Source organism: Empedobacter sp. GD03797 (assembly GCF_029842105.1).
GTDB lineage: Bacteria > Bacteroidota > Bacteroidia > Flavobacteriales > Weeksellaceae > Empedobacter > Empedobacter falsenii_C.
The window spans coordinates 55,678-76,180 of record NZ_JAOCFS010000007.1 but is presented as its reverse complement, the minus strand read 5'-3'; the positions used below and the strand labels follow the sequence as shown (position 1 = coordinate 76,180).

29 protein-coding genes are annotated in these 20,503 nt (G+C 33.4%); 25 read left to right on the top strand and 4 right to left on the bottom strand.

Going from position 1 to position 20,503, the window contains the following annotated elements; translation table 11 throughout:
• Window positions 1-18: 18 nt before the first annotated feature.
• The 3 genes from N5D90_RS07385 to N5D90_RS07375 form a co-directional block, all read right to left on the bottom strand.
• Window positions 19-1,116 carry an inorganic phosphate transporter gene (locus tag N5D90_RS07385; protein ID WP_114999000.1) on the bottom strand — a complete coding sequence of 366 codons (1,098 nt, stop codon included), beginning with the start codon at window positions 1,114-1,116 and terminating at the stop codon, window positions 19-21.
• A 114-nt stretch (window positions 1,117-1,230) separates the two neighbouring features.
• Entirely contained in the window at window positions 1,231-2,337 is a 1,107-nt protein-coding gene (locus N5D90_RS07380; protein ID WP_280051340.1) for an inorganic phosphate transporter, read from the bottom strand.
• Window positions 2,338-2,359: 22 nt separating this feature from the next.
• Window positions 2,360-3,004, bottom strand: coding sequence for a DUF47 domain-containing protein (locus N5D90_RS07375; RefSeq protein ID WP_019974212.1), 645 nt, complete (start codon window positions 3,002-3,004; stop codon window positions 2,360-2,362).
• A gap of 207 nt (window positions 3,005-3,211) precedes the next feature.
• On the opposite strand from N5D90_RS07375, the gene N5D90_RS07370 reads away from it, so the two are divergent.
• From N5D90_RS07370 to rpsJ, 5 genes are all read left to right on the top strand, one after another.
• Window positions 3,212-5,440, top strand: a complete 2,229-nt coding sequence (locus N5D90_RS07370) for a PAS domain-containing sensor histidine kinase (protein ID WP_280062041.1) — start codon at window positions 3,212-3,214, stop codon at window positions 5,438-5,440.
• A 239-nt stretch (window positions 5,441-5,679) separates the two neighbouring features.
• Window positions 5,680-6,063, top strand: a complete 384-nt coding sequence (rpsL, locus tag N5D90_RS07365) for a 30S ribosomal protein S12 (RefSeq protein ID WP_019974211.1) — start codon at window positions 5,680-5,682, stop codon at window positions 6,061-6,063.
• 12 nt (window positions 6,064-6,075) lie between these two features.
• Entirely contained in the window at window positions 6,076-6,552 is a 477-nt protein-coding gene (rpsG, locus tag N5D90_RS07360) for a 30S ribosomal protein S7 (protein ID WP_019974210.1), read from the top strand.
• Window positions 6,553-6,558: 6 nt separating this feature from the next.
• Entirely contained in the window at window positions 6,559-8,682 is a 2,124-nt protein-coding gene (fusA, locus tag N5D90_RS07355; protein ID WP_180905902.1) for an elongation factor G, read from the top strand.
• Between the two features lie 10 nt (window positions 8,683-8,692).
• Complete coding sequence (gene rpsJ / locus N5D90_RS07350) at window positions 8,693-8,998, top strand: 30S ribosomal protein S10 (protein ID WP_019974208.1); 306 nt, start codon at window positions 8,693-8,695, stop codon at window positions 8,996-8,998.
• Window positions 8,999-9,058: 60 nt separating this feature from the next.
• Here rpsJ and N5D90_RS07345 read toward each other — a convergent pair whose 3' ends face one another.
• Window positions 9,059-11,143, bottom strand: coding sequence for a WG repeat-containing protein (locus tag N5D90_RS07345; RefSeq protein ID WP_280062040.1), 2,085 nt, complete (start codon window positions 11,141-11,143; stop codon window positions 9,059-9,061).
• A 239-nt stretch (window positions 11,144-11,382) separates the two neighbouring features.
• On the opposite strand from N5D90_RS07345, the gene rplC reads away from it, so the two are divergent.
• The 20 genes from rplC to rplO all read left to right on the top strand — a co-directional run bounded on the left by rplC (window position 11,383) and on the right by rplO (window position 20,497).
• Complete coding sequence (gene rplC, locus N5D90_RS07340; protein WP_026357390.1) at window positions 11,383-12,012, top strand: 50S ribosomal protein L3; 630 nt, start codon at window positions 11,383-11,385, stop codon at window positions 12,010-12,012.
• Window positions 12,003-12,632, top strand: coding sequence for a 50S ribosomal protein L4 (gene rplD, locus N5D90_RS07335; RefSeq protein ID WP_038335460.1), 630 nt, complete (start codon window positions 12,003-12,005; stop codon window positions 12,630-12,632). Before rplC ends, rplD begins: the two co-directional genes overlap by 10 nt.
• Window positions 12,633-12,642: 10 nt before the next feature.
• Window positions 12,643-12,927 (top strand): 50S ribosomal protein L23, encoded by a 285-nt coding sequence (gene rplW, locus N5D90_RS07330; protein ID WP_280062039.1) that lies wholly within the window; start codon window positions 12,643-12,645, stop codon window positions 12,925-12,927.
• A gap of 15 nt (window positions 12,928-12,942) precedes the next feature.
• Window positions 12,943-13,767: a 50S ribosomal protein L2 gene (rplB, locus tag N5D90_RS07325; RefSeq protein ID WP_038335472.1), complete on the top strand. Its 825-nt coding sequence runs from the start codon at window positions 12,943-12,945 to the stop codon at window positions 13,765-13,767.
• Window positions 13,768-13,770: 3 nt separating this feature from the next.
• Complete coding sequence (gene rpsS, locus N5D90_RS07320; protein WP_019974202.1) at window positions 13,771-14,049, top strand: 30S ribosomal protein S19; 279 nt, start codon at window positions 13,771-13,773, stop codon at window positions 14,047-14,049.
• Window positions 14,050-14,058: 9 nt separating this feature from the next.
• On the top strand, window positions 14,059-14,475 hold the full coding sequence (gene rplV / locus N5D90_RS07315; RefSeq protein WP_019974201.1) for a 50S ribosomal protein L22: 417 nt from the start codon (window positions 14,059-14,061) through the stop codon (window positions 14,473-14,475).
• Between the two features lie 4 nt (window positions 14,476-14,479).
• Window positions 14,480-15,202, top strand: coding sequence for a 30S ribosomal protein S3 (rpsC, locus tag N5D90_RS07310; protein ID WP_135835269.1), 723 nt, complete (start codon window positions 14,480-14,482; stop codon window positions 15,200-15,202).
• A gap of 36 nt (window positions 15,203-15,238) precedes the next feature.
• Window positions 15,239-15,658 carry a 50S ribosomal protein L16 gene (rplP, locus tag N5D90_RS07305; RefSeq protein WP_038335490.1) on the top strand — a complete coding sequence of 140 codons (420 nt, stop codon included), beginning with the start codon at window positions 15,239-15,241 and terminating at the stop codon, window positions 15,656-15,658.
• Between the two features lie 22 nt (window positions 15,659-15,680).
• Window positions 15,681-15,869: a 50S ribosomal protein L29 gene (gene rpmC / locus N5D90_RS07300; protein ID WP_038335494.1), complete on the top strand. Its 189-nt coding sequence runs from the start codon at window positions 15,681-15,683 to the stop codon at window positions 15,867-15,869.
• A gap of 16 nt (window positions 15,870-15,885) precedes the next feature.
• Window positions 15,886-16,140 (top strand): 30S ribosomal protein S17, encoded by a 255-nt coding sequence (gene rpsQ, locus N5D90_RS07295; protein WP_019974197.1) that lies wholly within the window; start codon window positions 15,886-15,888, stop codon window positions 16,138-16,140.
• Between the two features lie 8 nt (window positions 16,141-16,148).
• Window positions 16,149-16,517, top strand: coding sequence for a 50S ribosomal protein L14 (rplN, locus tag N5D90_RS07290; protein ID WP_171623146.1), 369 nt, complete (start codon window positions 16,149-16,151; stop codon window positions 16,515-16,517).
• 9 nt (window positions 16,518-16,526) lie between these two features.
• The gene (rplX, locus tag N5D90_RS07285; RefSeq protein ID WP_171623147.1) at window positions 16,527-16,841 is read left to right on the top strand and encodes a 50S ribosomal protein L24; all 315 of its coding nucleotides are present in this window, start codon (window positions 16,527-16,529) and stop codon (window positions 16,839-16,841) included.
• A gap of 1 nt (window position 16,842) precedes the next feature.
• Window positions 16,843-17,406, top strand: a complete 564-nt coding sequence (rplE, locus tag N5D90_RS07280) for a 50S ribosomal protein L5 (RefSeq protein WP_188319624.1) — start codon at window positions 16,843-16,845, stop codon at window positions 17,404-17,406.
• A 6-nt stretch (window positions 17,407-17,412) separates the two neighbouring features.
• Complete coding sequence (gene rpsN, locus N5D90_RS07275) at window positions 17,413-17,682, top strand: 30S ribosomal protein S14 (protein ID WP_135835265.1); 270 nt, start codon at window positions 17,413-17,415, stop codon at window positions 17,680-17,682.
• A 264-nt stretch (window positions 17,683-17,946) separates the two neighbouring features.
• Window positions 17,947-18,348, top strand: a complete 402-nt coding sequence (rpsH, locus tag N5D90_RS07270) for a 30S ribosomal protein S8 (RefSeq protein WP_135835489.1) — start codon at window positions 17,947-17,949, stop codon at window positions 18,346-18,348.
• Window positions 18,349-18,370: 22 nt separating this feature from the next.
• Window positions 18,371-18,916, top strand: coding sequence for a 50S ribosomal protein L6 (gene rplF / locus N5D90_RS07265; protein ID WP_171623149.1), 546 nt, complete (start codon window positions 18,371-18,373; stop codon window positions 18,914-18,916).
• 13 nt (window positions 18,917-18,929) lie between these two features.
• Complete coding sequence (gene rplR, locus N5D90_RS07260) at window positions 18,930-19,283, top strand: 50S ribosomal protein L18 (protein WP_114999013.1); 354 nt, start codon at window positions 18,930-18,932, stop codon at window positions 19,281-19,283.
• Between the two features lie 16 nt (window positions 19,284-19,299).
• Window positions 19,300-19,821, top strand: coding sequence for a 30S ribosomal protein S5 (gene rpsE, locus N5D90_RS07255; protein ID WP_171623150.1), 522 nt, complete (start codon window positions 19,300-19,302; stop codon window positions 19,819-19,821).
• Window positions 19,822-19,832: 11 nt separating this feature from the next.
• Window positions 19,833-20,012 carry a 50S ribosomal protein L30 gene (gene rpmD, locus N5D90_RS07250; protein WP_135835261.1) on the top strand — a complete coding sequence of 60 codons (180 nt, stop codon included), beginning with the start codon at window positions 19,833-19,835 and terminating at the stop codon, window positions 20,010-20,012.
• A gap of 29 nt (window positions 20,013-20,041) precedes the next feature.
• Entirely contained in the window at window positions 20,042-20,497 is a 456-nt protein-coding gene (gene rplO, locus N5D90_RS07245; protein ID WP_114999016.1) for a 50S ribosomal protein L15, read from the top strand.
• The last annotated feature ends 6 nt before the right edge of the window (window positions 20,498-20,503 follow it).

Here is a 20,503-nt window from a genome sequence, read left to right as displayed (position 1 = left end):
TATGATTAAATTTTAATGTTAGAAAAACATTGAAAATAGATAATAAAATCCTGTTGCAATAAGTGCAGAAACTGGAATTGTCAAAATCCAAGCCCATAATAAACTAATTGTAACTCCCCAACGAACTGCAGAAACTCTTTTTACCATTCCAACACCAATAATAGATCCCGTGATCACGTGCGTTGTAGAAACTGGCATTTTGATATGTTCTGTAAAAAATAATGTAATAGCTGAGGCTGTTTGCGCTGTGAAACCTTCGATAGGAGTAATTTTTGTAATTTTATTTCCCATCGTTTTTAAGATTTTCATTCCGCCACCTAAAGTTCCTAAAGCAATTGCCGAGAAACACATAATCGGAACCCAATCGTGAATATCAGTACTACTTGTTGTGATGAACCAATGTTTCCAGTTGAAAACATCATTCAAAATCCAATCATTCATATCCGTATTAACAATCGCAGTTTGATTGGCAAGTAAAGCAAAAGTTATTACTCCCATTACTTTTTGAGAATCATTTAAACCATGACCAATACTTAGCATTGCAGAAGAAACCAATTGTAATTTCTTGAACCAAGCATCTGCTTTATGTGGTTTTGCATTTCGACAAAGATTCAGGGTGATGATGTAAATAACATTACCAGCGACTAAACCAATAATTGGCGCGACTAAAATGAAAGCGATAATCGTTAAGATAATTGTACTGTTAATTGCAGAAAAATCATAACCTGTCGCAGCTAATGCACCTCCAGCTAATCCTCCAATCAATGTGTGAGATGAAGAGGAAGGGATTCCTAATTTCCAAGTTAAAATATTCCAAGTGATTGCTGCAGAAAGCGCCGCCATAACAACTACAGATGGATTAGAGCCAAATGCGACAACAACATCTTCTTTGATAATTTTAGCGATTGTGTCTGCAACTCCGAATTCTCCAATGATAAATTTAGCAATGAAAAAAGCAACAAAATTGAAGAATGCAGCCCAGATAACAGCTTGAATAGGAGTCAAAACCTTTGTAGTAACAACGGTTGCAATAGAGTTTGCGGCATCGTGAAAACCATTTAAGAAATCAAATAAAATGGCTAAACCGATAATGATAAATAATACAGTTAATTGCATGGCGCAAATTTAAAACTTTATTAAACTTATTATTTATCAATTTCGAAAATTATTTCAAAAATAAAAAAGGAGCTTATAAAAGCTCCTAAATATGAATGATATTGATTGTTATTTTTAAACAAATAATGTTACGATGTAGTAGATTAATGCAGCTAATAATGCTGAGACTGGAATGGTAAGAACCCAAGCCCAAAGTAAACTAATTGTTACTCCCCAACGAACTGCAGATACACGTTTCGTTAAACCTACACCAATAATAGAACCTGTAATTGTATGCGTTGTAGAAACTGGAATTCCGAAATGCTCAGAAATATAAAGCGTCATTGCTCCTGAAGTTTCAGCAACTACACCTTCTAATGGTGTTACTTTTGTAATTTTAGAACCCATTGTTTTGATGATTTTCCATCCACCACCCATTGTACCTAATGCGATAACAACAAACGATGTAATAGGAACCCACATCCAATGCGCTACGAAATATTGGAATTTATCTTCCGCTTGTACATAAGCTGGGTCAAAATCGACATTCATGTGATAGAAGATAACCGCAGCTCCAATAATACCCATTACCTTTTGCGCATCATTCATACCGTGTCCTAAAGAGAAAAGGGCAGAAGAAACTAATTGTAATTTTTTGAACCACCATTCTGCTTTTGCAGGTTTGGCTCTTTTACAAATATGCAGCGTGATGATGGTTAATATCGAGGCGATAATCATACCAATTAATGGCGCTAATACGATAAAGCAAACAATTGGAATTACTTTTTTGTAAACAATTACATCTTCTCCACCGGCAGAAAAACCACCAGCGTGAGCTAATGCTGCTCCAATAAAACCACCAATTAATGTATGAGAAGAAGAAGAGGGAATACCAAACTTCCATGTTAATAAGTTCCAAGAAATGGCAGCGATAATTCCAGCTAATATTACTTCTAGTGTAATAAAATGCTCGTTAACCGATTTTGCAATCGTATTACCAATCTTAAATTCTCCAATCCAATAGACCGAAATAAAGTAAGCTGCAAAGTTGAATGCTGCTGCCCAAAGTACAGCCTGAAAAGGTGTTAAAACCTTAGTAGCGACAATGGTAGCGATAGAATTTGCCGCATCGTGAAAACCATTTATATAATCAAAAACAAAAGCTAAGACGATAATAGTAATCAATAGGATTCCTGGCGTTGACGTAAGCATGCTCGAAAACGCTGAAAAAAATTCTGTCATAATCTTTTAGATTAAGTTATGGTTATGAGTGTTTTACCGCTACTGCTTCCAATACATTTGCAACACTTTTACACTTATCTGTTGCAGATTCTAATGAAGATAAAACTTCCTTGTATTTGATGATGTTTTTGGCATCAGTTTCGTTCTCGAAAATTTCTTGAACCGCTTTATCAAAAATACGATCCGATTTATTTTCTAATTTATTGATTCGTTCACATATTTCGTAAATACGATTTACATTTCTCAAATCTTTCAATTGCTCAATTCCTTCACCGATTAATTGACAAGCCTCTAAGTTAACAGCTGTAATTTTGCGGATAGATTTTGTAATTTTATCTACTTGATAAATATTGATACGATTCGCTGCACCATTTAAATTATCTGCAACATAATCGATAGATTTTACTAATTGATAAATATCTTCTCTGTCAAAAGGCGTGATAAAGTTTTTACTTAACTCTAAATTTGTTTTTTGAGTAAGATATTCAATTTTACTTTCGATTTTAGAAATTTGAGCGATGTAATCTTCGCGTTCCTCAACTGGTGCGTTTACACATTCGTGTAACAATTCAGCTAATTTGATTAAACTTTTTGAAGCCTCCTCGAACAAAGGATAGAATACTTTATCCTTTGGAGTAAATAATTTAAAAAATGAGTTTACCGACATTTAATAATGTTTTGAAGTGCAAAATTAATTTTTCTAATGTAAAATTAACATTAAATAAATGTTTACACGAAATAAACTTGATAATCTTTTCAATTTTAATTGCTTAAAATTAAGTTTTTTTTCACTCGATATAAAATGATTAATATTTAATGTTTATTGTTTTATTAATTAAAAATAGGTAATTTTATAACAGTCTATTATTATCGAATGAAACCTCTACGTCCTCAATATAAATCTCATATTCTATCTACAAGTTTTGTGGATCAAAGTCCTATAGGTTTCGCTCAATTTTTTGGTGATGAATTGTTATTATCTTATGCAAATTCAAATTTCAATATTTTTTTAGGCTTGCAAAATGATGAAATTGAGATTAATGCAAAATCAATTTTTGAAAATGACCAGTTTCATGAAATTTATACAATGATTACAAAAGCTTATGATTGTAATGATGTCTCGAAAGAAGTAAAGGTTGTAAATGTAAAACATGGAGATAGAGAAAAATGTAATTTTTTGGAGTTTGTTGTTTCATCTGTTATTAATCAAGAAAATAATTGTGTAGAAAGTGTTTCTGTTGTTGTAATGGAGATTATTCAACAAAATTATTACGAGAACCGATTGATGAATACGCTTACAAATTTTGATTACATCGTTTCTAATTCTTTAACGTCTACTATTGTTCTTACAGGAATTGATCCAATTATTGAAGTGGCTAATCAAAAAATGATAGACTTTTTGGGAAGAGGAAACGCTATTTCCGGAAATAGATTTTTTGATGTTTTGCCAGAATTGGAAACTGAGAACGTAATTCAATTATATCACCGGGTATTTGAAGAGAAAAAAGAACAAGAAGAAAAAGAATTTAAAGTAGATTATTTTTATAATAACGTTCTTTATACTAAGTTTTTGCATTTGCTACTTCGTCCAAAATTGAATAATAATGGAGAGGTTAGTGCTATTATAGTTTCATCTATTGATATTACAGATTCGATAGAAACTCGAGAAAAACTTAAAAAAAGTGAGAATTTATTAAAAGCTTTTTTGGATCATGTACCCGTTTCGATAAATGTTTTAGAAGGAGAAAGTTTTAGATATAGATTATCAAATAAATTATCGAATAAAATTTGGGGGCACGATATCAAAATAGATTCTATTGTAGAAGATACGGTTTCATATATAAAAGATCGTCCTATTTACAAAGAATTACAATTAGTTTATAAAACAGGTGTGCAAATTGAAAAAAGAGGGCATCAGTTTTCGGATAGAAATGGTGATACAAAATATATCAATTATATTTTGCAACCAATCAAAGATGAAGAAGATAAGGTAGAATATATTTTGACATTAGGCTATGATGTTACCAATGAAATTGAATATAAAAATAAATTAGAAGCTAACGAAAAGCGATTCAAAATTTTAGCAGATTTTATGCCTCAATTTGTTTGGACTTCAGATGAAGATGGTGTTGTAACATATTTTAATAAAAATTGGTACGATGCTTTCGGTTTAGGAGTTGATACTGATCCTGACAAAAGTTTTTGGAGTTTAATGCATCCGAATTTTCTTGATAAAGTTAGAAATAGCTGGATGGATGCAGTTCATCAAAATTCTACTTATGAGATAGAATATCAATTAGTGAATCCAATTACCAATATCAGCAAATGGTATTTAGCACGCGGAAAAAGAGTTTGTAATGATAATGACGAAACCGAACTTTGGATTGGTACTTGTACAGATATTGATGATTTTAAACAATTACAGAAACAAAAAGACGATTTTATTGGAATAGCTAGTCATGAACTGAAAACGCCTTTGACAAGTTTAAAATTGTATGCACAATCTGTAGAAATAAATCTTCGGAAACAGGGAGATGAAAAAAATGCTGAAGTTGTTAAGAAAATGGAAACTCAAATCAATAAACTGAATAAGTTGATTTCAGACTTGTTAGATGTTACCAAAATCCAAAGTGGACGAATGGTTTTACAAGATTCTATTTTTTTGATGGAAGATTTGGTTGCTGAAATTGTAGAAGAGCAGCAAATGTCTACAAAAACACATACAATTATTTTGACTAAAGAAAGTGCTGGATATATACGTGGTGATAAAGATAGAATAGGGCAAGTTTTGAGTAATCTTATTAATAATGCAGTGAAATATTCGCCAAATGCAAAAGAAGTAGAAGTAAATTTAGAGTTGATTGATGGTTCTGCAAAAGTTTCAATAAAAGATAACGGTTTTGGAATTCCTCAAAATAAAATTCACCAAGTTTTTGATCAATATTTCAGAGTAGGTAGCGAATATGAACAAGGAATTAATGGTTTGGGATTGGGATTGTTTATTTGTGCTGAAATCATAAATAAAAGTAATGGTCAAATCTATGTCAAATCAGAATTACATAAAGGCTCTACTTTCTGTTTTGAGTTACCAATTCTCAAATAATTTTTTCAATTATTCACGATTATTATCATTTTTCAAATAAAAGATTTTACCATTATTGATTTTCTTGGTGAAATCTTTCTTCCATATTAAAATACTGTAAAAAAATACTTAGCGAATTATAAAATTTTATAAATCAATGCAAAATAAATGTCTAAATATTTTTTTTTGCTAGAATATTTTGTAGTTTTGCATGCCCAAAAAATGGGTTTAATCCAAATTTAAAAGGAAATTTAATTAGTATGCCAACAATTCAACAATTAGTTAGAAAAGGTAGAAAAAAACTAACCAAGAAGAGTAAATCGGCTGCATTGGAATCATGTCCACAACGCCGCGGTGTTTGTACACGTGTTTACACTACAACTCCTAAGAAACCTAACTCAGCAATGCGTAAAGTTGCTCGTGTTAGATTAACAAACGGGAAAGAAGTTAACGCGTACATCGGTGGTGAAGGTCATAATCTTCAAGAGCACTCGATAGTATTGGTTAGAGGAGGTAGAGTTAAAGATTTACCAGGTGTGCGTTACCACATTGTACGTGGAGCGTTAGATACTGCGGGAGTAAACGGACGTACTCAACGTAGAAGTAAGTATGGAGCGAAACGTCCTAAAGATGCTAAAAAATAAATTTAAGGTAAGATGAGAAAGACAAGAGCTAAAAAAAGACCTTTACTTCCAGATCCTAAATTTAATGATCAGTTAGTAACTCGTTTCGTAAACAACTTAATGTACGACGGAAAAAAATCTGTAGCATTCAAAATTTTCTATGATGCGTTAGAAATCGTAGATTCTCGTAAAGAAGATGCAGAAAAAACTTCATTAGACATTTGGAAAGAAGCATTATCTAATGTAATGCCTCACGTAGAAGTACGTTCTCGCCGTGTTGGTGGAGCTACATTCCAAATTCCAATGGAAATTCGTCCAGACCGTAAAATTTCAACAGCAATGAAATGGTTAATCAAATATTCTCGTAACAGAAACGAGAAATCGATGGCTCAAAAATTAGCTGGAGAAATTATTGCAGCTGCTAAAGAAGAAGGATCTGCCGTTAAAAAACGTCAAGATACTCACAAAATGGCAGAAGCTAACAAAGCATTCTCTCACTTTAGATTCTAATACACGATGGCAAGAGATTTAAAATACACAAGAAACATTGGTATTGCTGCTCACATCGATGCAGGAAAAACTACAACGACAGAGCGTATCTTATTCTATTCAGGTAAGAATCACAAAATTGGAGAAACTCACGAAGGATCAGCTACAACTGACTGGATGGAGCAAGAGGCTGAAAGAGGTATTACAATTACTTCTGCAGCTGTAACAGTAGATTGGACATTCCCAACAGAACAAGGTAAACCATTACCAGACGCTAAAGGATACCACTTTAATATTATCGACACTCCTGGTCACGTTGACTTTACAGTAGAGGTAAACCGTTCTTTACGTGTTTTAGATGGTTTAGTTTTCTTATTCTCAGCAGTAGATGGAGTTGAACCTCAGTCTGAAACAAACTGGCGTTTAGCAGATAACTATAAAGTTCCTCGTTTAGGTTTCGTTAACAAAATGGACCGTCAAGGAGCTGACTTCTTAAATGTATGTCGTCAAGTACGTGAAATGTTAGGATCAAACGCTGTTCCTATTGTATTACCAATCGGTGACGAAGCAGACTTTAAAGGAGTTGTAGATTTAATTAAAAATCGTGCAATTGTATGGCATGATGAGAATCATGGTTCTACATTTGATGTTGTTGAAATCCCAGCTGATATGGTTGACGATGTAAGACAATTCCGTGGTCAATTAATTGAAGAAGTAGCTGCGTATGATGAGAACTTATTAGAGAAGTACATGGAGGACGAAAACTCTATTACTGAAGAAGAAGTTCACGCTGCATTACGTGCTGCAACATTAGACATGTCTATCATCCCAATGACTTGTGGATCTTCGTTCAAAAACAAAGGTGTACAATTCATGTTAGATGCTGTATGTCGTTACTTACCATCACCAAGTGATAAAGAAGCGATCCCAGGAACTGACCCAAAAACTGACGAGCCTATCACAAGAAAGCCTTCAGTTGATGAGCCATTCGCAGCATTAGCATTTAAAATTGCTACTGACCCATTCGTAGGTCGTTTAGCATTCTTCCGTGCTTATTCAGGTGGATTAGACGCTGGATCTTACGTGTTAAATACTCGTTCTGGTAACAAAGAACGTATTTCTCGTATCTTCCAAATGCACGCGAACAAACAAGAGCCTATCGAGAGAATCGAAGCAGGTGATATTGGAGCTGCAGTAGGTTTCAAAGATATTAAAACAGGAGATACTTTATGTGATGAAAAAGCACCTATCGTATTAGAGTCTATGGACTTCCCAGATCCAGTAATTGGTATCGCAGTTGAGCCTAAAACGAAAGCTGACGTTGATAAATTAGGTATGGCTTTAGCTAAATTAGCTGAAGAAGATCCAACATTCCAAGTAAAAACTGATGAGGCTTCTGGTCAAACAGTTATTTCTGGTATGGGTGAGTTACACTTAGATATCATCGTTGACCGTTTAAAACGTGAATTTAAAGTAGAGGTTAACCAAGGAGAGCCTCAAGTAGAGTACAAAGAATCATTCTCTCGTCCAGCTAATCACCGTGAGGTTTACAAAAAACAATCAGGTGGTCGTGGTAAATTTGCTGATATCGTTTTCGAAATGGGACCAGCAGATGAAGGAAAAGTAGGTTTAGAATTCGTTTCAGAAATTAAAGGTGGTAACGTTCCAAAAGAATTTATCCCTTCTATTGAGAAAGGTTTCAAAGCTGCAATGAAGAATGGACCTTTAGCAGGATTCGAAATGGATTCGTTAAAAGTTACTTTAAAAGATGGATCTTTCCACCCTGTGGATTCTGACCAATTATCTTTCGAGTTAGCTGCTCAAATGGGTTACAAAGCTGCTGCAAAAGCTGCTGGTGCTCAAATTTTAGAGCCTATCATGAAGTTAGAGGTTTTAACTCCAGAAGAAAACATGGGTGACATTGTAGGTGACTTAAACCGTCGTCGTGGTCAAGTATCAGGAATGGATGATAGAAATAACGCTAAAGTTATTAAAGCTATGGTTCCATTAGCAGAAATGTTCGGATATGTAACTTCATTACGTACATTATCTTCTGGTCGTGCTACATCTACAATGGAATTCGATCACTACGCTCCAGCACCAACAAACGTGTCTGAAGCTGTAATCGCTAAAGCAAAAGGTAACGCTTAATTCAAGAAAAATGAGTCAAAAAATTAGAATAAAATTAAAATCTTACGATTATTCTTTAGTTGATAAATCAGCTGAAAAAATCGTAAAAACTGTAAAAGCTACAGGAGCTGTTGTTAATGGACCAATTCCATTACCAACTCACAAAAGAATCTTTACAGTTTTAAGATCTCCACACGTTAACAAAAAATCTCGTGAGCAATTTCAATTATCAGCTCACAAAAGATTATTAGACATTTATTCTTCTTCATCTAAAACAGTTGATGCTTTAATGAAGTTAGAATTACCTAGTGGTGTTGAAGTAGAAATTAAAGTATAGTTAGCTGTATTTTAAATAAATATAAACCCTGAGACGTGCACATCTCAGGGTTTTTTTTTATTAAAAATTTTTTCCAATTATATGCATAAAATAAGTACTTATCCAATAACCATTTACTTTGATTGATTTTCGTAATAATTTTTCAAGATAATTTTCATTTCCATAGGATGGATCATTAATTCTGTAATTCATCTGAAAACCTGTATTTGAATTAAATTCAGTTAAATCAAAATCTTTAAATAGTATTTCATAATTTTTATTATTTGAGTTATGTTTCAGAAATAATAAATTTTGAAATGTTTCTTCCTTTATTTGTTCGATATTTAAATTTAAATTAGCGAGACTGTTTGGATATTGATCGAGGAAGAAAATGATATGTTCTGATGGAGAAATTTTTTCTACAAATTCTCTCAATTCTTTTTCATCAGGATTATTCAATGCGCTTATTAATCCTATTTTTAAATCTTCAAAACGTTTGTAGCCGTTGTGAGGTTTCATTTCAATAGGTGAAGTTATAAATTCTCCCGAGTGGTTAATAACTCTCATTTTTCCATCTCTGAATGTTAACGCAATATATTCGGGATCATGAGACTTATATTCTCTTATAGATCGGTAAGTTTTTTCAAATTCTGTAACTTCATCAAAAAAATCTGGATTTATTGGCTTATTGTTTTGATTGATAATTTGATACAATTTATCTTTTTTTGCTTTGTATAAATTATTATAACTGATCTTTTTTAAATCTTTATAAGAAAATGGAATAATGATTTCGTTCTTAAGATTTATGACACCAAATTTTGATTTTCTTGCTGCTACAAATTGCTCTTTGTCATCAATATTGTCAAATGATAGGTAAGAATAATCAAAAGGAATAACTGTTTCGTTTCGATTATTTAAAATTCCGAAAGTATTTTTCTTTTTTGCGATGTAGTTAATCGTATTGATTGTATCTCTTCCATAATATTGTTGGGTTATTTCGTCATATTCAGTTGGAACAATTAATTTTCCATTTACAAAATCGAATAAACCAGCTAAATTATGTTTATTTTTTACAAGAATGTAGCGTCTAGAAGAGCTTGGAATATTTAAATCATTACTTGTGTCATGTATTAAGTTAAGTTTCGTGAATTGATCTTTATTCACTATCTGTGCGTCATTCGTTAAAAAACTATATAAATTATCTTTTTTTAGGAAGTACGCAATTGGTGTTCCATTAAATCTATCGTAGTATTTAAATGTTTTTAATTCATCATAAAGAGGGGCTGAGATTTCTTTTCCATTAATATTGTAAACTCCAACTTTTTTGTCAAGAATTGTTATGATTAGGGGTTTGTTATAAATAGGTGCATATATGTAATCATATTTTACTGGAATTAATGTGTTCTTCGAATACGATGAAATTATTCCATATTTTTCATTAAGACTAACAGTTGCTAAACCAAAACTAATAGCAGAGTCTAATGGTTTTATTTCATCATAAATTGTAGGAGTAGAAAAGTTGTTGTTCTCCATGTTTAACAAACCATATTTATTATCTTTTTTTATAACATAAGAGTTACCGATTTTTTCATTTATATTATCAAAAATAATAGGGACGATCAGTTCTCCTTTAGTATTCATTAACCCGTATTTATTATTTTGTTTAATTAATATATTAGCACCATAATGAATTTCTTTGACAGATTGGTATATAAATGGAGTTAAATTTTTTTCATTTGCAAAATATAAACCCATAGTTTGATCAAAGTTTTTGATAACGAAAATATTTTCTTTTCCTAAAGTTTTGATATTTTCCTTATCAACAGGGATAATAATTTTTGCGTCTTTATCTAGTAAGCCATATTTATTATCTTTCTTAACAATAAAATGTTGCAGTGATGAAATTGTAATTTCATCATAAATAGGTTTGACAATTTCTTTTCCAAGTTTATTTACACCCTTTTTATTGTTTTTGTTAGATATTACAATAATATCTGATTGATTTTGATACGTATTTTTAGGGTAGTCTAATTGAGAAAGTGTTGGTTTAGGTGCTCCTTCTCTACCTTCTCCTCGTCCTATGCCTTCTGTTCCTTCTGGGACTTGTGCAAAAGTATAAGCTATAGTAACAGTAGTAAGAATACTGCATAAGTAAATTTTATTCATATTTGTATACGTATTTGGTTAATTGTAATATCCTAAGTTAAAGATTATTTACTAATTAGTATGATATTTTAATATAAGGATTTTTTATTGTCAATAAATGATTAAAAAATAATCAATTGAAAGTTTGTTGTTTACAAATTAATTCATACATTTGCATGCTAATTTTAGAGAAGATCTCTAGTGGTCGAAAGTCCACATTCTCTGAAATATTAAACAAATTATTAACATATTTTAATCAAATGTCAGGTATCATTGGTAAAAAAATCGCGATGACTAGCTTATTTGATGAGAACGGGAAAAATATTCCTGTGACAATCGTAGAGGCTGGGCCATGTGTGGTTACTCAAGTCAGAACCGTAGAGAAAGATGGGTACGTTGCTGCTCAACTTGGTTTCGATGACGCAAAAGAAAAAAACACGACTAATGCTTTAAAAGGTCACTTTAAAAAAGCAGGAACTACTCCAAAGAGAAAGTTAGTTGAGTTTTACGGAGAAGAATTCGTAAACTCTTTAACTCTAGGAGGAGAAGTTAACGTTGAGTTATTCAACGAAGGAGAATTTGTAAGTGTTACAGGTACTTCAAAAGGAAAAGGTTTCCAAGGTGTTGTTAAACGTCATGGTTTCGGTGGGGTAGGTCAAGCTACACACGGTCAACATAACCGTTTAAGAGCTCCAGGTTCTATCGGTGCTGGTTCAGATCCATCTCGTGTATTCAAAGGAATGCGTATGGCTGGAAGAATGGGTGGTAAACAAGTTACTGTTCAGAACTTAAAAGTACTTAAAGTGGATACTGAGAAAAATCTTTTAATTGTTAAAGGTGCTATCCCAGGTCCTAAAAATTCATACGTAATCGTTAGAAGATGGAAGTAGTAGTATTAAACATCAAAGGTCAAGAAACTGGAAGAACAGTATCTTTAGACGAGGCAGTTTTCGGAATTGAGCCTTCTACACACACAGTGTACTTAGAAGTTAAACAATATTTAGCAGCTCAACGCCAAGGAACGCACAAAGCAAAAGAAAGAGCTGAGATTGCGGGATCAACTCGTAAAATCAAAAAGCAAAAAGGAACAGGTACAGCTCGTGCTGGTTCTATCAAATCTCCAGTGTTTAGAGGAGGAGGTAGAGTTTTCGGACCACGTCCAAGAAACTACTCTTTCAAATTAAACAAAGCACAAAAGAGATTAGCTAAAAAATCAGTTTTATCACAAAAATTAGCTGAGAATGAAATCAAAGTTGTTGAAAACTTTTCTTTCGAAGCACCAAGAACTAAAGAGTTCAAAACTGTTTTAACTGATTTAGGATTAGAGAACACAAAATCATTATTCGTATTAGGTGAATCTAATAGCAATGTATATTTATCTTCTCGTAACTTACAAAAAGTTAAAGTTGTTACAACTGAGGAATTAAATGTATTTGATTTAATCAATGCTTCTCAAATCGTATTTTTAGAAGGTTCTTTAGCAACAGTTCAAGAAAATTTAACAAAATAAGACGAAGAAAATGGGAATCATAATTAAACCAGTAATTTCAGAAAAAGCAACTAATAACAGTGAGTTGTTAGGGCAATATTCGTTTTATGTAGACACAAAAGCTAACAAAATTGAAATTAAAGAAGCTGTAGAAAAAACTTACGGTGTATCTGTAGTTTCTGTTAGTACTTTAGTATCTGCTCCAAAAGTAAAAACTCGTTACACAAAAACAGGTTTTCAAACTGGAAAAACAAATAAGTTGAAAAAAGCGATCGTTAGCTTAGCTGAAGGTCAAGAAATAGAGTTGTTCGGATAATTTAAGAATTAAAAAATGTCAGTAAGAAAATTAAAACCTATCACCCCGGGACAACGTTTTAGAGTGGTTAATGAATTTGCGGCAGTAGATAAAAATGCTAAGCCAGAAAAGACATTAGTTGAAGGAAAATCTAAATCGGGTGGACGTAACAACACTGGTAAAATGACAATGCGTTATATCGGTGGTGGACACAAACAAAAATATCGTATCATCGACTTCAAACGTGATAAAGAAGGTGCTGCAACTGTAGAATCTGTACAATACGATCCAAACAGAACTGCATTCATCGCTTTATTATCTTACGAAGATGGTGAAAAACGTTACATTATTGCTCAAAATGGTTTGAAAGCTGGACAAGTAATTGTTTCAGGTGAAAATGTAGAACCAGAAGTAGGTAATGCTATGAAGCTTAAAAACATGCCATTAGGTACAGTAATCTCTTGTATTGAGTTACGTCCAGGGCAAGGAGCAGTTATGGCAAGAAGTGCAGGTACTTATGCTCAATTAGTTGCGCGTGATGGTAAATATGCTATCGTTAAGTTACCAAGTGGTGAATCAAGAATGATTTTAGTGGAGTGTAAAGCAACAGTAGGTGTTGTTTCTAACACAGACCATCAGTTAGAAGTTTCTGGTAAAGCTGGTCGTTCTAGATGGCAAGGTCGTCGTCCAAGAACTCGTCCAATGGTTATGAACCCTGTAGATCACCCAATGGGTGGTGGTGAAGGTCGTGCGACAGGAGGTATCCCTCGTTCTCGTAACGGTATTCCAGCGAAAGGTTACAAAACTCGTGACAAGAAGAAAGCGTCTAACAAATATATTGTTGAAAGAAGAAAAAAATAATTTATGGCACGTTCATTAAAAAAAGGACCATTCATCCACTATAAATTAGAAAAGAAAGTTCTTGCTAACGTAGAAAGCGGTAGCAAAAACGTGATCAAAACATGGTCAAGAGCATCAATGATTTCTCCTGATTTTGTTGGTCAAACAATCGCAGTACACAACGGAAAGCAATTTATTCCTGTTTATGTTACTGAGAACATGGTAGGTCATAAATTAGGTGAGTTCGCTCCTACACGTACTTTTAGAGGTCATGCCGGAGCTAAAAACAAAGGAAAAAAATAGTAAAGGGCCATGGGATCTAGAAAAAGATTAAGTAACGAAAGAATCAAAGAAGCTAACAAGCAGGTAGCTTTTGCGAAATTAAATAATGTTCCTACTTCTCCTCGTAAGATGAGATTAGTAGTAGATATTATCCGTGGAGTTGAAATTCAAAAAGCTTTAGGTATTTTAAAATATACTAAAAACCACGCTTCAATCCGTTTAGAGAAATTGTTATTAAGCGCTATCGCTAACTGGCAAATCAAAAACGAAGGAGCTGATGTTGAAGAAGCTGGATTATATGTAAAAGAAATCTCTGTTGATAGTGCACGTCAATTAAAAAGAATTCGTACTGCACCTCAAGGTAGAGCACATAGAATCAGAAAACGTTCAAACCATGTAACTTTGGTTTTAGGAACTAAAGAAGATAAACAAAAAGTACAAGATTAAGAATATGGGACAAAAAACTAATCCAATCGGAAATCGTTTAGGAATCATCAGAGGATGGGATTCTAACTGGTACGGTGGAAATGATTACGGTGATAAAATTGCAGAAGATGCAAAAATTCGTACTTATTTAAGAGCACGTTTGTCTAAAGCCGGAGTTTCTCGTATTTACATCGATCGTACTTTAAAATTGGTTACAGTTACTGTAACTACTGCTCGTCCAGGTATCATTATTGGTAAAGGTGGACAAGAAGTTGACAAATTAAAAGAAGAGTTAAAGAAAATCACTGGTAAAGAGGTTCAAATTAACATCTTCGAAATTAAGAGACCAGAATTAGATGCAATCTTAGTAGGGGATAGTATCGCTCGTCAAATTGAGAATCGTATTTCTTACCGTCGTGCTATTAAAATGGCAATTCAATCAGCAATGAGAATGAACGCAGAAGGAATCAAAGTTCAAATCTCTGGTCGTTTAAACGGTGCAGAGATGGCACGTTCTGAAACTTATAAAGAAGGACGTATTCCTTTGTCTACATTCCGTGCAGACATTGATTACCACATTTCAGAAGCTCATACAACTTACGGTCGTTTAGGGATCAAAGTATGGATCATGAAAGGTGAGGTATATGGTAAGAGAGAATTATCTCCATTAGTTGGATTACAGAAAAAACAAAAAAAATCTGAAAACAACAGAAAAGGAGGTGAAAGATCTAATAATAGAAAGCGATAATTTAGTTTAACAACTAACATAAAGAATTAAGTAGATATGTTATCACCGAGAAGAGTAAAGTTTAGAAAAACCCAAAAAGGTAAGATGAAAGGTGTTTCTCACAGAGGAACTCAATTAGCTTACGGGACTTTCGGGATCAAATCTTTAGACGAAGCGTTTATTACAGCACGTCAAATCGAGGCAGCTCGTATTGCTGCAACTCGTTTCATGAAGAGAGAGGGTCAATTATGGATTAAAATATTTCCAGATAAACCAATTACTAAGAAACCAGCAGAGGTACGTATGGGTAAAGGTAAAGGTGCACCAGAATATTGGGTAGCTCCTGTACAACCAGGTCGTATCTTATTCGAAGTAGGAGGTGTGCCAGTAGAGGTTGCAACTGAAGCATTGCGTTTAGCAGCTCAGAAGTTACCTGTTAAGACTAAGTTTATCGTTGCACGTGATTTCCAAAATTAATAATTTCAAAAATTAAGAAAAAATGAAAGCAGCAGATATTAGAAATCTAAGTGTTGAGGAGTTACAAGCTAAAATAGCTGAAGAACAAGCGAACTACGATCAATTAAAATTGACAAACGCTGTTTCTCCTGTAGCAAATCCAATCGGTATTAGAGACTTACGCAGAACAATTGCTCGTTTGAATACCGTGTTAAACGAAAAACAATCATAACAGTAATCTGTAACTGATGGAAAGAAAATTAAGAAAAGAAAGAGTAGGTTTAGTTACATCAAACAAAATGGAAAAAACCATTGTTGTAGCTGAAACTAAGAAGCAAAAGCACCCATTCTATGGGAAATTCGTTTTAAAAACGAAGAAATATACAGCGCACGACGAAAATAACGAGTGTAACGAAGGTGACACAGTGCGTATCATGGAGACTCGTCCTTTGTCTAAAAACAAAAGATGGAGATTAGTAGAAATCATTGAAAGAGCTAAATAATATAAGTTATGTTACAACAAGAATCTAGATTAAAAGTTGCAGATAACACAGGAGCTCGTGAAGCATTAGTAATCCGCGTTTTAGGTGGTACTAAAAAAAGATACGCATCAGTAGGTGACAAAATCGTAGTTGCAATCAAGGAAGCTACACCTGCAGGAAACGTTAAAAAAGGTGCTGTATCAAAAGCTGTTGTAGTTAGAACTAAAAAAGAAGTTCGTAGAAAAGACGGTTCATATATCCGTTTCGACGATAATGCATGTGTATTATTGAACACTCAAGGAGAAATGCGTGGAACTCGTGTATTCGGTCCAGTTGCTCGTGAGTTACGTGATAAAGAATATATGAAAATTGTATCATTAGCCCCAGAGGTATTATAATAGAACAACATGGCAAAGTTAAAAATTAAAAAAGGAGACAAAGTAGTCGTATTATCAGGTTCTTCAAAAGGACAAACTGGTACTGTGTTACGCGTATTCCCTGACAAAGCTAAAGCTATCGTTGAAGGGGTTAATATTGCAAAAAAACGTGTAAAGCCAAGCGCACAAAATCCACAAGGTGGAGTTGTTGAAAAAGAAGCTCAAATCTATTTATGTAAATTGGCTTTAGTAGATCCAGAAACTGGGAAAGCAACGAAAGTAGCGATCAAAGAAGAAGGAGGGAAAAAAGTAAGAATTGCTAAAAAATCAGGAAAAGCTATCTAAGATGAGTACAACAACATACACACCTCGTCCGCAGGTTAAATATAAAGAAGAGATTGTAGCTGCTCTTAAAGAAGAGTTCGGATACAAATCTATTATGCAAGTTCCTAAATTAGAGAAAATTGTTTTATCTCAAGGTTTAGGTGCTGCTACAGCTGACAAAAAAATCGTTGATTACGCTATCGAAGAGTTAGAATTAATCACAGGTCAAAAAGCAGTAGGAACAATTTCTAAGAAAGACGAAGCAGCTTTCAAATTACGTAAAGGAATGCCAATTGGTGCTCGTGTAACTTTACGTGGTGAGAAAATGTACGAATTCTTAGATCGTTTAGTATCTGCAGCTTTACCTCGTGTACGTGATTTTAACGGTATTTCTTCTACAGGTTTCGACGGTAGAGGTAACTATAACTTAGGTATCAAAGAGCAAATTATCTTCCCAGAAATTAATATTGATAAAATCAAGAAAATTCAAGGTTTAGATATTACCTTTGTAACTTCAGCGAATACAGATAAAGAAGCGAAAGCTTTATTAGCTAAATTCGGATTACCATTTACAAAAGAAAAATAAGAAGTCATGGCTAAAGAATCAATGAAAGCGCGTGAGCGCAAAAGACAAGCATTAGTTGCTAAGTATGCTGCGAAACGTCAAGCTTTATTAGAAGCTGGTGACTACGAAGCATTACAAAAATTACCTAAAAACGCTTCTCCTGTACGTTTACACAACCGTTGTAAATTAACAGGTCGTCCAAAAGGATACATGAGAACTTTCGGGATCTCTCGTGTTACATTCCGTGAAATGGCAAACGAAGGGTTAATCCCAGGTGTTAAAAAAGCATCTTGGTAATCTACCAAACGCTTTAGAAATATTAAATCCTTACTCTTTTATTGAGTAAGGATTTTTTTTTAATCAATTCCTTTATAAGAAATATTTTTAATAACACTATAACAAGGTTTCGCTTATGCCTTAATGGATTAAAAATAAATTATTGAGATAAATAGTTTGTAATTAAAAAATATGCAATATATTTGCAACCCAAATGCATAGTGCATTTTGGTGAAACTTTAATTTTAAAAGTAGTGCAACAGCGCTATACTATAGAATTATATTATGTATACAGACCCAATTTCAGATTTTCTAACACGCGTTAGAAATGCAATGATGGCAGGACACAAAGTAGTGGAAATCCCTGCATCTAAAATTAAAAAAGAGATCACTAAGATCTTATTTGAACAAGGTTACATCTTGAACTACAAATTCGAAGGACAAGACAAACCTCAAGGAACAATCAAAATCGCTTTAAAGTACGACAAAGTAACTAAAGAGCCAGCTATCCGTAAAATAAAAAGAGCATCTACTCCAGGTTTACGTCAATACGCAGGATCTAAAGAATTACCTCGTGTTTTAAACGGATTAGGTGTTGCTATTATTTCAACTTCTAAAGGAGTTATGACAGATAAACAAGCTCGTCAAGAGAATGTAGGTGGTGAAGTTTTATGTTTTGTTTATTAATCTTTTAAAAAATTAAGAAATTATGTCAAGAATAGGACACGCACATATCAACATTCCTGCAGCAGCGACTGTTGAATTTAAAGATAACGTAGTTACGGTTAAAGGTAACAACATTACAATGACAAGAGAGTTAAACGAAGGATTTGATGTAACTATCGAAGACGGAGTTTTAACTGTAGTTCGTCCAAATGATTCTAAAGATAACAAAGCTTTACATGGTTTGTACCGTGCATTAATCAATAACATGATTATCGGTGTTACTGAAGGTTTCAAAAAACAATTAGAATTAGTTGGGGTTGGGTATAGAGCTTCTAACCAAGGACAAAAATTAGATTTGTCATTAGGTTTCTCTCACAACATCATTATCGAATTACCAACAGAAGTTAAAGTTGAAACTTTAACAGAGAAAGGTAAAAGCCCTATTATTACATTATCATCACATGATAATCAATTATTAGGAATGGTTGTAGCTAAAATCCGTTCTTACCGTAAGCCAGAGCCTTACAAAGGAAAAGGAATTAAGTTCGTAGGAGAAATTATTAGAAGAAAAGCAGGTAAATCTGCATAAAAATCATTGAAAAATGGCATTATCTAAAGTAGAAAAAAGACAAAAAATAAAAAGACGCGTGCGTCGAAATATTTTTGGAACAGAAACTAAACCTCGTTTGTCAGTTTACCGTTCTAACAAAGAAATTTACGCTCAAATTATTGACGATAACAATGGAGTAACTTTAGCTTCTGCATCATCTCGTGAAAAAGGTGTTGCTGTAGAAGGTACAAAATCTGAAGTTTCTGTATCAGTTGGTAAAGCTTTAGCTGCAAAAGCTATCGCAAAAGGAATTGAAACTGTCGTTTTTGATCGTAACGGTTTCGTGTATCATGGTAGAATCAAAGCTTTAGCAGACGGTGCTAGAGAAGGTGGATTAAAATTCTAAAAAAGAGAAAGAAATTATGTTAGGATTTAAAAACGTAGAAAGAGTAAAACCAACAGGTTTAGATTTAAAAGATCGTTTAGTTGGAGTACAACGTGTTACTAAAGTAACAAAAGGAGGTAGAGCATTTGGTTTCTCAGCAATCGTAGTAGTAGGTGACGGAAACGGAGTAGTAGGTTACGGATTAGGGAAATCTAAAGACGTAGCATCTGCAATCGCTAAAGCTATCGAAGATGCTAAGAAAAACTTAGTACGTATCCCATTATTTAACAATACAATTCCTCACGCTCAAGAAGCTCGTTTCGGTGGTGCACAAGTATTCATACGTCCAGCAGCAAAAGGTACAGGAGTAATTGCAGGTGGTACAGTACGTGCGGTATTAGAATCAGTTGGTGTACATGATGTATTATCAAAATCAAAAGGTTCTTCTAACCCTCACAATGCAGTAAAAGCTACATTCAGCGCTTTATTAAGCTTACGTTCTGTAGAAACTATTGCACGTCAAAGAGGTATTTCTGTAACTAAAGTGTTCAACGGATAAAAAAAAGTAAAATGAGCAAAGTAAGAGTAAAACAAACACGTAGTGCAATCAACCGTGATAAATCTCAAAAAGCTACATTAGTTGCTTTAGGTTTAAGAAAGTTGAATCAAGTAGTAGAGCACGAATCAACTCCTCAAATCGAAGGAATGATTCGTAAAATCTCACACTTAGTAGTAGTAGAAAGAGCTTAATCGCTTTAACCTTTTAAAAATTATTAAAAATGAATTTAAGTAATTTAAAACCAGCTGCTGGTTCAGTACAAAATAAATTCCGTAAAGGTAGAGGTGAAGGTAGTGGAAACGGTTTGACAGCAGGTCGTGGACACAAAGGTGCTAAATCTCGTTCTGGTTATTCAAGAAAAATCGGTTTCGAAGGTGGACAAATGCCTTTACAAAGACGTTTACCTAAATTTGGTTTCAAAAACATCAACAGAGTTGAGTACACTGGAATCAATTTAGATACAATTCAACAATTAGTTGATAACAACAAAATTACAGATACTTTAAATAAAGAAACATTAGTTCAGTTAGGATTAGCTCACAAAAATGACTTAGTGAAAATTTTAGGTCGTGGAGAGTTAAAAGCAACTGTTAATGTTACTGCTGATAAATTCACTCAAACAGCTCAAGAAGCTATTGTGAATGCAGGAGGTAAAGTAGAATTAGTTAACGCTTAAGAATAT